The sequence below is a fragment of the Nitrospiraceae bacterium genome, assembly GCA_019637075.1.
Lineage (GTDB): Bacteria > Nitrospirota > Nitrospiria > Nitrospirales > Nitrospiraceae > JAHBWI01.
The window spans coordinates 39,432-54,505 of the sequence record JAHBWI010000009.1 but is presented as its reverse complement, the minus strand read 5'-3'; the positions used below and the strand labels follow the sequence as shown (position 1 = coordinate 54,505).

Below are 15,074 nucleotides of genomic sequence, written 5' to 3'. Positions count from 1 at the left end.
TCTGGTCATTCCGCCGAACTTTGCTAGTCTAGTCGTGCAGACTCCCTCCAAGCCGCGGATCGCGCGTTCGCTCCGCGCCGGGGTGGGCACGAACTGAACGAAATCAACGACTACCAACACAGCATCAGAGACGGTTTTCGAATAACATGACCTTCACTCGACCTTCGATTCTCGTCGTCGACGACGATCCTACAGCTCGACTCTTCGTCCGGTCCGCACTGGAGCCGGCCGGGATGCATGTCACCGAAGCGGACAACGGGCGAGAGGCGATCAAGATCTTCGAGAAGTCTCCGCCGGACCTCATCGTGCTGGATCTGGTCATGCCCGAGATGGACGGCTTCATGACTTGCACCAAGATCCGGTCCCTTCCCGGCGGGAAACGCATTCCGATCCTGATCATGACGGGGCTGGAGGATGCCGCCTCGATCGCGCAAGCCTACGAACACGGTGCAACGGACTTCGTCAACAAACCCATCAATTCGATGATCCTCTGCCACCATATCCGGTACATGCTCAGGACCAGCAACGTGCTTCAGGCCCTCGTGAAGAGCGAGGCCCGGCTCGAGCTGGCCCAGCGCATCGCGCGCATCGGCAACTGGGACTGGACACCCGCCACCGGGCGCTTCAGCATGTCCAATGAACTGTGCCGGATCGTGGGCATCAGACCGCAGGATTTTGCCGGGACGTTGGAAGCGTTTCTCATGCTTGTGCATCCGGATGATCGGAGCGCCGTCAGAGACGCGCTGCAAAAAATCGTCAGCCACCATGCCCCCTGCGACATCGACCATCGGATCATCCTGCCGAACGGGGCGGACTTTTCGATTCATCTCCAGGCGGAAGGCGTGCGCGACGAGCAGACGCACGAGCTCACCGTCATCGGCACGGCCCAGGACATCACCGAGCGGAAGCAGGCCGAACGGGCCATTCATCGGTTGGCGTATTTCGACAGCCTGACGGGCCTGGCGAATCGCGTGCTTTTCAAGGATCGCCTCTCGACCGCCATTTCGAATGCCGAACGGTACGGGCAACATCTCGCCACGCTGTTCATCGACCTGGACCGTTTCAAGATGATCAATGATACGCTCGGCCACACGATCGGCGACCTGCTGCTCACGCAGGTGGCGGAACGGCTCAGCGAATCCGTCCGCCACAGCGACTCGGTCGGCCGGCATGGCGAGAATGAGCCGACCCACGCGCTTGCGCGTCTGGGCGGAGACGAATTCACGATTCTCATCACGAATCTCTCGCAACCGCAGGATGCCGGCAAAGTCGCGCGCCGGATCCTCGAGTCGCTGACCCAGCCCTTCAACATTGAAGGCCATGAAGTCTTCATCTCCGCCAGCATCGGCATCTCGATCTTCCCCAACGACGGCCGCACGGTCGACTCGCTCTTGAAGAACGCCGACACGGCCATGTACCACGCCAAGGAGCAGGGCCGGAACAACTGTCAGTACTATTCGTCCGGCTTGAACGCCGCCGCGGCGGAACGCCTCGATCTGGAAAGTGACTTGCGTCGCGCGCTGGAGCGCGAAGAATTCGTGGTCTACTATCAACCCAAGCTGAACATCCATACCCGAACGATTCTCGGGGCCGAAGCCCTGGTCCGCTGGCGCCATCCGAAACGAGGAATCCTCGCACCCGGCGTCTTCATGAGCGCCGCGGTGGACACGGGGCTGGTTCGCCCGATGGATGAGTGGGTCCTGCGCGAAGCCTGCCGGCAGGTGCGGGCCTGGGAACAATCGGGACTCTCGGCCATCACCGTATCGGTGAACGTGTCGAACTCCCTGTTTCACGGGCGCACGCTCATTTCCACGGCGTCCGATGCGCTCCAGAAGACCGGGATCTCTCCAGATCAACTCGAGCTGGAATTGACCGAATCCATCGCCATGCGCGATGTGGACGCCACAGTGACGATGCTCGAAGAACTGCGCTCGATGGGGCTGCGGCTGTCGATCGACGACTTCGGAACCGGCTATTCCTCGCTGAGCTATCTGCAGCGATTCCCGCTCAGCCGGCTGAAAATCGATCAATCGTTCGTGCGGGATCTCTTGACGAACGAGAACAACGTCAAGATCACCAAGGCCATCATCGCGATGGCGCACAGCATGAATCTGTCGGTGCTGGCTGAGGGAGTCGAGACGGAAGGGCAGCTGGAGAAGTTACGGGAAGAGGGCTGCGATGAGGTACAAGGCTATCTGTTCAGCCGGCCTGTTCCTGCGGCGGACTTCGAGAAGATGCTCAGGCACGGTGTCGATGCCCATAAAGCAGCGTGATATTGATCCGACGGTTGGTCAGTCCCTCCCTGAAGGCAATCTCGTCCGTTTCGTGAAACAGATCTGAATTGAACAACACGGCCCGGTTGGCCCGGTACGTGATCTTCACTTCCTGCGCCCCCTCCGACTTCAGCCACTCGTAGATCTTGCCTCTGTTCTGATCGCTGTTGTAGGCCCGGAAATTCCAGTCTCGTGGCGCTTCCTTGTCCCACACCACCAGCCCGCCGCTGTCTGGGTTCAGGTTCGCCTCGTCCGGCGTAATCCAGAAATTGACATTCACGGCCGCCGCGTCGGCGTGGATGTTCAACCCGCGTCTGGCGCTGTCATGCTTGAAGGCCCAGGCCTGTGTGAGCCGATGATTGCCGAAAATGCCTGGCAGACGTGCGCGCAACTCCTCGGCGATCTGGAGGAGGAGCGGGGAAGCGAACCCATCGCCCAAGAAGGCGCCGATGTAGCCGTTCTCATAGTCCTTCTTCCAAATCGTGGAATGCCAACAAAAGTCTCGAAGCCGATTCAAGGCTTCTTCGGTCAGGAGGCCGTCGATGAAGGTGACCTCCGGCTGGCGGGCATGGTACCGCGCTTCAATGGCGGCACAGTCCAGCGCGGGATTCAGTGCGCCATCGGGCAACTCGGGACAGGGCCCCACGTAGAGCAGGCGGTTGAAGGACGGCGCAATGGTCTGCAGATCCGCGGTGGCAATAGGCATCCGGTTGGCGGTCGAGGTGCCGACCGCCGCCTCGGCCCGATTGCGCAGGTCGGTCAAGGCGTTTAGGTAGGGACGCCATCCTTCCACGATACGGCCTTGCTCGAGTAATAACTGAACCTGCTCCGCATCGTGTTTGAGACGCGAGCGGTAGACGAACGGTTCCTTCGGCGGGCGACCGTGATTGTGCTTCGCATCCGCGGTCCGGGCAAAACATTCGAGAGCTGCGGGAATGTTTCCATCCCAAATGTGGGCAATGCCGAGGTTGTAGAGCGCCGTGAGGTACTCGGGCTGAATGCGCAACGCGCTCTGAAACGACTCGATCGCTTGCGTAGTCCGTCCTGCCTCGAGCAACGCCAGCCCGAGATTGTTGTGGGCCTCGGCATGTGCCGGCTTGATGGCGATCGCGCGGCGGTACGCGTCCTCAGCTCGCTCCAGGAAGCCTTGCTCCTTCAGCGCGACGCCGAGATTGTTGAACCCATCGGCCGAGTCAGGCCGCAGCGCCAAGGCCTGTTCGTAGGCCGCCACCGCTTCAGCCAGCCGGCCGGATTCCTTGAAGGCATTCCCCAGATTGGACTGGGCTTCGACATAGCGAGGGTTCTCGCGAAGCGCCTGCTGATACGCCATGATGGCCTCGTCTAGCCGACCGGCCCGCTGCAGCACCACACCATGATTGAAGTGGAACATCGGATTGTGGGAGTTGCGCGCGCAGGCTTGAGAGAGGAATTGCGCCGCCTGGGCCACATCGCCGCGGCGGTAGGCAAGCAGGCCGAGTCCATGGAGCGCATCCGGTTGCCCCGGCATCGCATCCAACACAAGCAGGTAGGCCCGCTCCGCCTTGTCCAATCGCCCGGCCTGGTGATGGGCGGCGCCCTCGCCGAGCAATGCGCGAGTGGTCATGGCGTCGGCGTGGCCGCCACCGCGCGATGCCAACTTCTCCTGACGCCGGCGTTCCTCCCGATTCATCGTACAGTCCCCCGCCTTGAGGATACGATCAGGACAGCAGGGTACCGTAGACCGGGGGTACGGGTCAAAAAGAACTATAGCGAGGGGAGGGGAAAGGAGAAGCGCGGGCTACGCGGCGTCGGACAGGTCTTGCTGCTTTCGGCGTTGCCCGAGGATATCGAGCGCCGCCACGCGGTAGCATTCGGCAAAGGTCGGAAAGTTGAAAATGGTGTCGATGAAGCGATCGATGGTGGCGCCGGATTGCAGGGCCATCTGGCCGAGGTGGATCAGTTCGGTGGCATCCTCACCGACGATTTGGACACCCAACAACCGTTCGCCCGCGGGATCGGCGACGAGCTTGAGCAAACCGTTGCAGGCCCCGGTAATCTGCCCTTTGGCAATTTCATCGAACCGAGCGCGACCGATCAAGGGGCCACGGAAGCGGGCTTGCGCTTGGGCCTCATCGAGCCCGATCGAGGCGATTTCGGGGATCGTATAGATGCCCAGCGGCATCTGATTCGCAGACTCGCCGACCACCAACCCCAGGGCGTGACTCACCGCACGGCGCCCTTCCTCCATCGCCCGCGAGGCGAGCGCGCCTTGTCCCGCCATATCGCCGGCCGCATAAATGTGGGGCACCATGGTCTGACCGTATTCGTTGATCGTCAGCCGGCCCTTTTCATTCAATTGCAACCCTACCGCAGGCAGGTTCAGCTCTTCGACGTTGGGCTGTCGCCCGATCGCCACGAGCATCTTTTCGCTCTTCACAGCCATACCGTTTTCCAGCGTCGCCACTACGGAGGAGACGCCGTCCCACGCCACATCCATGACCGTATGGCGAGAATAGAAACGGCCTCCGTTGCGCTCGAAGTTGCGCTGGAAGATTTCGACGATCTCCGCATCCAGGAACTCCAGCGGACGGTCGGCCTTGTCGATTATCGTGACTTCGACGCCAAGAAGCGAAAACATCGAGGCATATTCGCAGGCGATCACGCCGCCGCCCACCACCGTCAAGGAGCGAGGGAGATAGATCATCGACAGGATGGAGTCGCTGTCCAGCACATACTCATGATCGATTTCGATATTGGGCGAGGACTTCGGCCGCGATCCGGCCGCGAGCACGAACAGGTCGGCCGTCAGGACCTGCCGCATGCCGTCGACCGACTCCAGCTCGATCGCATGGTCCGTCACGAAGCGCGCACAGCCGTGCAGATAGATCACGTTGTTGCGCTGCAATTGATTGGTCATGAAGGTTTCGTGGGCCTTGATGACCTCCTGCAACCGATGCAACAACGAAGGCACCGAGACGTCAGTACGCAGCCGCCCTTCGAACGCTTCGCTCGAGCGTTTCAGCCGTTCATGCTGAAGGGCGCTTTCGCGCAGCGTCTTGCTGGGAATTGTCCCACGGTACACACAGTTGCCGCCGATTCCCTGTTCCTTTTCGATCAGGGCCACGCGCTTGCCAGCCTTGGCGGCCTGGATGGCGGCTTTCTGCCCGGCCGGCCCGCTGCCGACCACGATGATGTCGTAGTGCATCGCGTTGCTCACAAGGGCATCGCCTCCACAGCCTTCGAGACCTTTTCCTTCATGCCCAGGAGGGCGTCGACGTCCTTCGCATAGAGATTCAAATCGGCCAACACCGGCAGTTCTCGCAGGGTAGGCTCGTCCAAGGATTCGGGATCCAGGTGGTGCTGCGCGAGCCGATCGGCCAGATGGGTGATCATGCACTCTTGTTTGGCGTTCGTCGATTGATCGTAATGCTCAAAGAAGGCAATCACCTCTGCGACCTGTTTCGGAAGTCCCCACTTCTCGGCAACCAACTGACCGACCTGCGTCTGATACCCGCCGAGGAGTTGCTTCAGGAGCGTGCGCTCGAGCGTGACCTTGAGTTCCTTGGCCAAGGTGGCGACCGTCTGCAAGACCACAGGCTGGCCGATGCCGTGCAGCAGCCCGCAGAGATAGGCGCTTTCCACGTTGCACCGTCGGAGTCTGGCGATTTCCTTTGCGTAGGCCCCGCTGGCCAACGACTGTTGCCACAGCCGCTTCACATCGTCCTCGAATCCGGGGACTTTGAACACGCTGCTCTTCAAGGACGCCGTAAACGCGATTTCAGACATCAAATTCATGCCCAGCATGGTCACGGCATGTTGCAGCGAAACCACGGGATTTCTGGTCATATAGGCTGGCGAATTGGCGATTCGGATCACGTGGGCGGCCAAGGCCTGGTCTTGATGGATGAGGGCGGCAAGTTTGGCGGATTCGGCGTTGGGGTCATAGACCATCCCCAGAATCTGGGCTGCCACCTGCGGCAGCAACGGCAACTCGATCGCACCCTTTTGGATGCGACTCAGGAGGAGCTGTTCCAAGGGTTCCGTCGGGGTCGCTTTGGTGGATTGGCTGACGTCAACGCTCATAGGGTGCTCTCAGGTGTGTGGGGTGCCCAAATGGTGTTGTTGTAGAGTCTTGTCGGCTAATTCCGCATGAAACCTTAACCAGATGTCCGTCCGTGCTGATTGGTGCAGCCTGGCCGGGGATGGTATACTGCGCGATCCGCTCTGCGCCGCACCTGGAGAACCTATAACTATGCCAATCTTCAAGAATTGCATCGCTTGCCTCTTCCTGCTTATCCTGGTTGGCTTTTCGGCCTTGCCCGGCCATGGAGGCGAGGCACCACCCCCAGGCCCGGATGCGCAGGATGTCCTGCGGGAGACGAAAGAAGCGGTGGAGACCACCAAGCAATACACCATTCAACAAAAAGAGGCCTTCAGCAAGAAAGTTCAACAAGAACTCAAAGAAATGCAGAGCAAGATTTCAGAGTTGCAGCGCAAGGCAGAAGCGGCCTCAGCGGAGGCCAGGGTAGAGTTCGATCGGACAATCAAAGATTTGGAGAAAAAGAAGGAAGAGGCTCGGAAGAAGCTCGATGAGGTCAATGAGACGACCAGTTCGACGTTCACCAAGCTGCGGGACGGGGTGGCATCAGCCATCGATGACTTAAAGAAAAGCTATAACGATGCGGTTTCCAAGCTCCCCTGATCGATCGCCGTGAGACCTCTGCTGTTCATGATGCGCTGACGGCACCCTTCGAGCCCCAGGCCGGAAGGTTAGAGCCGAACAGGGCTGTCAATTGCCCCGCCGCATCAGGTATCTTACCTTCCATAGTTCATAGCCCAGACCTTCCATGCCGCTACGCTTTGCCCTCTATACAGGCTGCGCCGCCAAGGGCGCAACACCGGAACTCTACCAGTCGACGATGGCGATTATCGGTCGTCTGGGCATCGAGGTCGTCGAACTCGGCGCAGCTTCTTGTTGCGGCGCCGGGGTCGTGGCCGAAGCAGACCCCGACGTAGCCTTGGCCCTGAACGCGCGGACCTTTGCCCAAGCCGAGCGGCTTGGCCTCGACATCATGACTATCTGCGGCACCTGCCAAGGTGTCATGAGCGCCGCGAACCGCCGCTTCAAACAAGAGCCGGGGACGCTGGAACGGATCAATACGCTATTGGCCCAGGACGGCATCGCCTACCAGGGACGAGTACAGGTCAAACATCTGCTGTGGATCGCCGTGCGGGACATCGGTCTCACGCGCCTGGCGGACACCGTGCGCAATCCGCTTGCGAACCTCCGCGTTGCTCCGTTTTACGGCTGCTACATGCTGAGGCCGTCGTGGGATTTGGGCTTCGACGATCCCGAGAATCCCTCGTCGTTGGAACGGGTCATTCGCGCGGTCGGCGGTGAGCCGGTCAGCTACGCGGGGCGGACCAAATGTTGCGGTTTTCCGATCATCCTCGAGAAGGAAGCCATCGCGGTCGCCATGTCGGGAACCAACATGAAAGACGCCCGCGACCATGGGGCGGAGGTGATGGTCACGCCATGCCCGCTTTGCCACATGAGCTTGGACATCTACCAGGAACGGGCCGGTCGCGCCGTCGGATCGACGCTGAACCTGCCGATTCTCCATCTGCCGCAGTTGCTCGGACTGGCCATGGGGATTCCGGCGAAGGAACTGGGCCTGTCGCGCCACCTGATTTCCCTCGACAGCATCGTGAAACGTATTGAGTCAACCGAGAACTTGTCATCACCGTCACCGGAGCCTATGAGATGAACGTCATCACCCTGTCCGATCACCAGCAGTTCAGTGCCGAGAAGATGAAGAAGAATAATCTCTTTCAGACGGAGCGCTTCTTTTGCGATGTTTATTGTTTCGAGCCCGGCCAGGAACAGAAGGGTCATATCCACGGCGAGCAGGACAAGGTGTACATCGTCCTGGAAGGGCAGGGCACGTTTCAGGTCGGCGCGAGCAAGCAGGTGCTGAAGGCCGGGCAGGGGACCATGGCGCCGGCCGGAGAAGAGCACGGCGTGAGAAACGATAGCGACCACCGCCTCAAGGTACTCGTCTTCGTGGCCCCCAATCCCTGACGGGGAACCGTGATCCGGTAACACGCCGACGTCGTGACTTGGGAGGTCGGCTGCCTGCCGGCGTCACCGTCCGGTTAAGGGCGCGGTCACGGTGATCGCGCCGGCCAAATCGCCTTCTCGGTGCCCTTCTTTCGGATAGCCCGAGATGTCGAGTTCGCCCTTCGGCTCGCCGTGGCAAGCCAGACAGGGTTTCGCGTAGTAGATCGGCATGACCACGCGAAGCATTTTCCCTTCTTCCGTCAATTCACTCACATAAGCTTCGGCTCTGGGCCTGCCAGACAGCCACTTGAGGACAGATGCTTCATATTCGTCCGGCTCGTTCTTGGGATTTCTCGGCGTCAACGTCGTCTGCTTCAGCCGCACCTGCGAGGTCTTGGAAAAGCGAGCCGAGGCCTGACTCCCATAGGTGGCGGGAATGAAGTTCTTGTACGCAATCCCACGCTGGTTGATCACGACCTGAGCCGCGGCAACCACGTCCTTGCTGGCCACGACCAGCGCCGGCAACAATTCTTTCGCCAGGGCAGGCAAGAGCGGCGACGGAGGCTGCTTCGCTAGGGTCGCCAGATCGATCCCGGTTCTCCCGCGAAACTCCGTGACCAGTTGCTGCTCGAACGACTCCGGGGTGAACCCCTTGTCGCCCTTGTGCGGGTCGTCGATCAAGGTCTGATTGCGCTCGATGACCGCTCGTCCCGACTCGAGGAGCTTCGCCAGAAGCCGAGCCGTTTCTTCCGCCTCTGGACGTTCAGCCGCTACGCCTAAGAGGGGACAGCACAGGCAGCCCAGCACTCCCATCGCGAGGCCCAATCGAAACCGATTCCGCATCACTCCACCTCCGTTGTCCCGTCTCAGGGAGGAGACTCCTCCCGACAGGTCCCTTGCATATAGTGGGTCACCATTTTCTCGACATCGAAGGTCAGCCCCTCCGTCGAGGCGCGACGGGGAAAGGCATAGTCCTCCTCGAGCCAGCGCCGCCGCATCTGTGCGAGACGGCCGGCTTCATCCAACTGGAAGAGCACGTCGTTGACCAGCCACCGGAGATGATAGCTTTCCTCCGCCATGGCCACGGCATACTGGTCCCTGGTCAACCGCCATACGCGTCCGTCCTCCGAGGCCAGCAGACTCCAATCTTTCCGCACATGCGAAACAATATGGTCAAGTACGGGCTGGGCACCCAGGATGACGTCGATCGGCCGGTCTGCCGCCGCATCGGCATATTCGAACGCCGCCGGCAACGAATCACAGACGATGAGCCGATTCGCCGTCAGATTCGCCACCGCATAGTGGTGCGCGGCCGTGTCGTTTTGCACGGCGATGGTCAGGTCGTGGAGCGCCGACACCGCCGAGGCAAACGGGAGTGTCGACGAAGCAGCCCGCATGGCCTGACTGACCTGCTGACGAACCTCTCCGCGCTTGGTGATGCCACTGATGCCGCCGTCATAGAAATAGGGGACGGAGTACGCGACTCCGGCCCGCGCGGGCGCGGGGGTATTGGCGACGACCGCTGAGACGAAGAGATCCAGCTGCGACTCGTTGAGCAACCGGAAGAGTTCCCGGAAACGGACGAGGTGCAAGACCGGGGTCACGGGGCGGCCGCAGCGTTGAGACAGTCCCTCGCTGAGCGCTTGGACAAGCTCCACGTCCAGCCCCGTCACCCGTGCGCCTTCGTCGGTCCAGATCGCGGGAAAGACGAAGGGGCGAAAGGGCTCGACCGCCAAACCCACCTGCACCCGTCCTCGCTCGCAGATCGTTTCGACTTCGTTCGCTGCAACGGGGATGACCCGCTCGACCGCATCGATGAGCAAGCCGCAGCCCGTTAGGGCCACGCAGAGAGCCCATAGGACCACTCCCTGCGACATCCGCCGGATCAGAATCGCACGCCGGTCAAGAATACCCATTGTTGTGCCTGTCCTGCTTCGCCCCGAAAATCCACGCCATACTGGGTGTACTGCATGCCCACGTCGACAGACAGACCCCGGGCAACCGGGAAGCGAACGCCCAATTGTCCGCCTATCAAATGTCCTGGCCCATTGTTGCCCGGCCCCGGCAAGACGCCTCCGGCCAACAATCCGATATACGGCACCGCCCGATCCTCGAGAGGGCCGAACAAGAGATGCCGTATCGTGCGGTTCAAGGGTTTGTGCTTGGGAAAATCCAAAATGTCGATGAAGTTGTTCCAGCGGGGATTGAGGAACAGCGAATGTTGGTCGGTCTGAAACTCTCGCGTGTGAATGCTGAAATATTGGTAGGTGGTGCGCACCTCGATCTGGCCGTAACGAAATGCGGTGACCCCGACCTGCACGCCGATTTCTCGATCATCCGGCGCAAACGTTTGCTGGCGGATTGCGATATCGACGTTGAAAGGACGCAGGGGAAAGATCTCCGGAATGGATTCCTGTGCCCACAAGGTTCCATTGGAGAGCAGGAATGCGAAGAAGAGCGCGACCCTATAGCCTACCGACCGCAGGAGACGGCGAGCGGCCGTCGCGCGACAATCGGACTGAAACGGCCAACGCGTGGGAGGACCGCGATCTCCGTCGCTGGGCCTGGGCGGAGGCCCGTCCGTCAACGGGTGAGGAACGCCGGGCTTGCGGTGATGCATGATGTCATGACCTCGACCTGACAGCCCTTCGTCTCTCCTAAACTCCGGAGGACGGCTTGTCGCAGCGACTCCGGCGCCACGCTCCCGGACTCGACATCGACCAGCACATGGTCGGGCACCGTGTCGAATTCGACGTGTCGCACTGACGGGAACTCCGACAGAACTGCGGCCATCCTGGCTCGCTGCACCGGACATCCGGCGCCTGTGAGCATCAGGGCGACCCGTTCCCTCGAGTGATCCGTTTCAGCACCGGTCGCCACCGAAGCGGCGCACCAGATCACCGGCGTCAGAATCACGCAGCGCATCCATCGCCCTCTCGCCCCAAAGCTATCGCTCAGATGCCGCATAGAATCTCCTGGGGGAGCCGGCCGATCCGTTGGGACCGGCCGGCTGCAAGACCCGCCATTCTTCTTACTTCGCGGGCAACTCCCACGGCACCATCGGCATCAAGGGCGCCGCTTTCGCATCAGGACCGGCCAACAGCACGGCGATCGCACCCCGCAACGCGCCGGTGAGAGAGTGCGTCACAAGCGGATAGGCACCGGCGGACTCCACGACCACGTCGAATGTGGCCGCACTGCCTGGCCCGACCACATAGGTCTGCACGCCCTTCAGGTTGTTGGCCGGGTTGCCGCTCTCATAGACATTGTCCCAAATCTCGCCGATCGGGTGGAATGCGGAAAATTCGTTCGGTCCGGCATTGACGAAGTAGATCCGGACCCGCTCTCCCGGCTTGGCATCGAGCTTGCCGCCGCCGGTGACGAACGGGTGGTACTTAAAGATGCCGCCGTTGAACATCATGCCGTCGAACTTCCGATCGAACATGGCCTGCACGTCATCCGGGTTCTTGTAGTACTCGGACTGGATGAGGACATACTCACGATCGGCTTTCGGCCAGGCTTTGGGATTCTTGGGATCGACGATGACGGCGCCGAACATGCCTCGGGCGACATGCTGAATCATCGGGGGCGCGCCGCAGTGGTAGAAGAAGATGCCGGGCTTCTTGGCGACGAACGTGTAGGTGATCGTTTCGCCCGCGTTGATGGCCTTGTAGTTTTTCAGGAAGTCGATTTCCGCCGCATGGAAATCCATCGCGTGCGGATGTTTGTTCGTGGCCGGATTCGTCAGGGTGAACTTGATCGTGTCGCCTTCAGTGACCCGCACCACCGGTCCGGGGAACTGGCCGTTGAAGGTCCAGGCCGCGTATTTCTCCCCTCCGCCGTCGATGACGATATCCGTCTCGACCGCGGTCATGTTGATCTCGTGAGTTTTGGCCTCAGCGACGCCGGCGACCAAGCCGAGCGCCAAGCCCATTGCGGCGCCGACCCGACCCCATCGACTCGCTGCATCCAGTCCTGTACGTATCCGATTCATTGCGACCTCCTGTGGTGAAAGCACGGTGGACTGCGGTCTGTCTTGCCGATCCCGGTCCTGCAGACCAGGGATCAGGCACGCGCAGACTCTACGACAGGGAGTGCATGCGACAATATGACTATTGTCATATTTTGAAGATATTTCGGAAAGAACCTAAGAAACTAGGCTGAGGCGAGAATTTTGAGCTTCTGCAGGTCGCGTATGACTAACCGGGCTGCTGTCCCGGAAACCAGGCGATCCTTCTTGAACTTGGCCATGATGCGGATCGCGGTTTCCGTCGTCACCCCAACCATATTGGCCATGTCCTGGCGTGTCAGGCGCACCGCCAACCGAAGGCCGCTTGGTTCTTGAATTCCGCCACGTTCCGCCAGGTTCACGAGCAGGGAGGCGAGACGCTGATCGGCCCGGTCCAAGGCCAACACCTTGGCTTTCTCCTGGGCCTCGTTCAATCGGTTGCCGAGGTACTTGATGACCTCGAGGGCCGCGTCGGGACTCCGTCGCAGCATCTCGAAGTAGGCCTTCTTGCTCATACGAAGGACACTGACCTCGCCGATCGGCTTGGCCGTGCCGGGATGGTAGGCTCCGTCGAAGGCCGCCGCGTCACAACAAAAGAGGTCGCCCGGCATGAGGACCTTCAACGTGCATTCCTTGCCGTCCGGCGAAGACTTGACGCACTTGACCGATCCCTCTTTCACGATGTGGAAATACTCGGTGGGATCGCCCTCGCGAAAGATAAATTGGTCTTTGCCGAACCGTGTTTCGGTGAGTTCGCGCAGGACCTGTTCTCGATCCTGCGCGCTCAAAATGTTCAGGAGAGGAATCTGCTTGAGCGGACCGGGGATTTCCGCATCGGTCCGCTTATCCGACGATGTCTTTGGCCGCTTCGACAATGGAGCGTACTCCGATTCCAAAATGGTCCACGAGCTCGTCCGGCTTTCCGCTATGAGGGACGGCCCGGACGGCCAATTTACGCACCCGCACCCCTTCGGATGCAAGGGCGTCGAGGACCGTATCCCCGAGGCCGCCGTGCGCATAGTGATCCTCAACCGTCAGGAACCGCCCGCCCGTCGCCCGGGCGCACTCGACCAGCGTCGCCCGATCCACCGGAACGATGCTGTACAAGTCCACGACTCGCGTCGCAATGCCCGCCGCCTTCAGTTGGTCGTGGGCCTTTAAGGCCTCGAACAAGGTGACGCCCGCCGCCACGATCGTCAGTTTGTCCGCAGCGCTCTGGCGCACCACCTTCGAGCCGCCGATGCGGAAGGTCTCTTCCGGTCCATAGATGACGGGGTTCTTCGGTCGCCCGGCTCTCAGATACACCATGCCCTTGTGGGCCGCGGCCGTTTCGACCAGCTTGTACATCGCGGTCGCGTCGGATGGGTAGAGGACCGTGACACCCGGCTGCACCGCCATCATCGCAAGATCCTCGAGGCCCATTTGCGAGGGGCCGTCTTCTCCGATGCTCACCCCGACGTGCGTCCCCACCAGCTTGATGTTCGAACCGCTGATCGCCGCCATACGAATGAAATCATAGGCGCGTGTGAGGAAGCAGGCGAAGGTCGCGGCAAAAGGAATCTTTCCGCAGGCGGCAAGGCCCGCTGCCGCGCCGACCATGTTTTGCTCGGCGATGAAGTTCTCAAGGAATCGGTGCGGAAAGCGCTTGCCGAACTTGTCCGTATAGGTTGAATTCTTCACGTCGGCATCCAAAGCGACGACGTGGGGATTCGCTTCTCCCAAGGCCAAGAGTGCCGTACCGAACGCTTCGCGCGTCGCAGCCGAGTCTCCCACTTTGAAGGGAGAAGGAGCCATCGGAGAAGCGCCGGGGGCAGCCGCAGGCGCGGCATTCGGTTTCTTCACCTGCACGGGTGCGATTTGGCCCTTCATCTGCTTCGCCAACTCATCGAGAGCCTTTTGGCTTTCCTCGCCCTTCTTGAGCGGTTTTCCATGCCAGTCCGGAGAGTTTTCGACGAACGAAATCCCACGGCCTTTGAAAGTCTTGGCGAGGAGGACGGTTGGGCGCCCTTTCGTGCGAGCGGCTTCATCGAACGCCGCCAACAAAGCGGGAATATCATGGCCGTCGACGACGATGGCATGCCAGCCGAACCCGGCCCAACGGGAGCGGTAGGCTTCCATGTCATGCTGCAACATAGTTGGGTCGCTTTGCCCCAGGCGATTGATGTCGACGATGGCGCACAGGTTATCGAGGCCGGCCTGCCGCGCGACTTCCACCGCTTCCCACACCGATCCTTCGACGGACTCGCCGTCACCCATGAGCACGTATGTCCGGTAGTCGCCTTTGTCGAGCGACTTGGCATTGACCGCCAGGCCCACACCGGCCGACAAGCCCTGGCCGAGCGAGCCGGTCGCCATGTCCACGAAGGGCAACCGCGGCGTGGGGTGACCTTCCAGATCCGAAGTCAGGGTGCGGAGCTTGAGCAGTTCGGAAGCGGGAAACAATCCGGCTTCGGCCCAGGCGGCATAGAGCAGCGGAGCCGCGTGCCCCTTGGAAAGCACGAATCGGTCGCTGTTCGGGAGCTTCGGATTCTTCGGGTCGTAGCGCATGACGGAGAAAAACAACACGGACACGATATCCGCGGCGGAACAGCAACTCGACGGATGGCCGCTGCCGGCCTCGGTCGTGGATTTGACGCTGTCGATGCGGAGCTGCGTCGCTTTATTGTGCAGAGCGGTAACAAGATCTGGCGTTGCGGCAATCGATGCACTCATGACGGATCCTTTCACGATCGTAGCTTGAGTTCTGATTCGG

The 15,074-nt window shown here is 60.8% G+C and carries 14 protein-coding genes; 4 read left to right on the top strand and 10 right to left on the bottom strand.

The genetic code is table 11. From position 1 onward, the window contains the following. Window positions 1-146: 146 nt before the first annotated feature. Window positions 147-2,273: an EAL domain-containing protein gene (locus KF814_18050; GenBank protein ID MBX3238053.1), complete on the top strand. Its 2,127-nt coding sequence runs from the start codon at window positions 147-149 to the stop codon at window positions 2,271-2,273. Here KF814_18050 and KF814_18045 read toward each other — a convergent pair. The 3 genes from KF814_18045 to KF814_18035 all read right to left on the bottom strand — a co-directional run bounded on the left by KF814_18045 (window position 2,239) and on the right by KF814_18035 (window position 6,335). Then, a complete protein-coding gene (locus KF814_18045) occupies window positions 2,239-3,942 on the bottom strand; it encodes a tetratricopeptide repeat protein (protein ID MBX3238052.1) in 1,704 nt (567 codons plus the stop codon). The genes KF814_18050 and KF814_18045 overlap by 35 nt on opposite strands. A gap of 108 nt (window positions 3,943-4,050) precedes the next feature. After that, window positions 4,051-5,457, bottom strand: a complete 1,407-nt coding sequence (gene sthA / locus KF814_18040) for a Si-specific NAD(P)(+) transhydrogenase (protein ID MBX3238051.1) — start codon at window positions 5,455-5,457, stop codon at window positions 4,051-4,053. 8 nt (window positions 5,458-5,465) lie between these two features. Beyond that, the gene (locus tag KF814_18035; GenBank protein ID MBX3238050.1) at window positions 5,466-6,335 is read right to left on the bottom strand and encodes an HDOD domain-containing protein; all 870 of its coding nucleotides are present in this window, start codon (window positions 6,333-6,335) and stop codon (window positions 5,466-5,468) included. 169 nt (window positions 6,336-6,504) lie between these two features. Here KF814_18035 and KF814_18030 point away from each other — a divergent pair, with 169 nt between their 5' ends. The 3 genes from KF814_18030 (at window position 6,505) to KF814_18020 (ending at window position 8,334) form a co-directional block, all read left to right on the top strand. After that, the gene (locus KF814_18030; GenBank protein MBX3238049.1) at window positions 6,505-6,954 is read left to right on the top strand and encodes a hypothetical protein; all 450 of its coding nucleotides are present in this window, start codon (window positions 6,505-6,507) and stop codon (window positions 6,952-6,954) included. Between the two features lie 145 nt (window positions 6,955-7,099). Beyond that, window positions 7,100-8,020 (top strand): CoB--CoM heterodisulfide reductase iron-sulfur subunit B family protein, encoded by a 921-nt coding sequence (locus tag KF814_18025; protein ID MBX3238048.1) that lies wholly within the window; start codon window positions 7,100-7,102, stop codon window positions 8,018-8,020. Next, window positions 8,017-8,334: a cupin domain-containing protein gene (locus KF814_18020; protein MBX3238047.1), complete on the top strand. Its 318-nt coding sequence runs from the start codon at window positions 8,017-8,019 to the stop codon at window positions 8,332-8,334. Before KF814_18025 ends, KF814_18020 begins: the two co-directional genes overlap by 4 nt. A 63-nt stretch (window positions 8,335-8,397) precedes the next feature. Here the strand turns inward: KF814_18020 and KF814_18015 are convergent, their stop codons facing one another. From KF814_18015 to KF814_17985, 7 genes are all read right to left on the bottom strand, one after another. After that, window positions 8,398-9,156 (bottom strand): DUF3365 domain-containing protein, encoded by a 759-nt coding sequence (locus KF814_18015; GenBank protein MBX3238046.1) that lies wholly within the window; start codon window positions 9,154-9,156, stop codon window positions 8,398-8,400. Between the two features lie 23 nt (window positions 9,157-9,179). Then, window positions 9,180-10,229, bottom strand: a complete 1,050-nt coding sequence (locus KF814_18010; GenBank protein MBX3238045.1) for an ABC transporter substrate-binding protein — start codon at window positions 10,227-10,229, stop codon at window positions 9,180-9,182. After that, window positions 10,199-10,933 (bottom strand): hypothetical protein, encoded by a 735-nt coding sequence (locus KF814_18005; protein MBX3238044.1) that lies wholly within the window; start codon window positions 10,931-10,933, stop codon window positions 10,199-10,201. The genes KF814_18010 and KF814_18005 overlap by 31 nt, the downstream gene beginning before the upstream one ends. Beyond that, window positions 10,897-11,280, bottom strand: coding sequence for a hypothetical protein (locus KF814_18000; GenBank protein ID MBX3238043.1), 384 nt, complete (start codon window positions 11,278-11,280; stop codon window positions 10,897-10,899). The genes KF814_18005 and KF814_18000 overlap by 37 nt, the downstream gene beginning before the upstream one ends. Window positions 11,281-11,344: 64 nt before the next feature. Further along, window positions 11,345-12,307: a multicopper oxidase domain-containing protein gene (locus tag KF814_17995; GenBank protein MBX3238042.1), complete on the bottom strand. Its 963-nt coding sequence runs from the start codon at window positions 12,305-12,307 to the stop codon at window positions 11,345-11,347. A gap of 161 nt (window positions 12,308-12,468) precedes the next feature. Further along, window positions 12,469-13,197 (bottom strand): Crp/Fnr family transcriptional regulator, encoded by a 729-nt coding sequence (locus tag KF814_17990; protein MBX3238041.1) that lies wholly within the window; start codon window positions 13,195-13,197, stop codon window positions 12,469-12,471. After that, window positions 13,166-15,034, bottom strand: a complete 1,869-nt coding sequence (locus KF814_17985) for a transketolase (GenBank protein ID MBX3238040.1) — start codon at window positions 15,032-15,034, stop codon at window positions 13,166-13,168. Before KF814_17985 ends, KF814_17990 begins: the two co-directional genes overlap by 32 nt. Window positions 15,035-15,074: the final 40 nt, after the last annotated feature.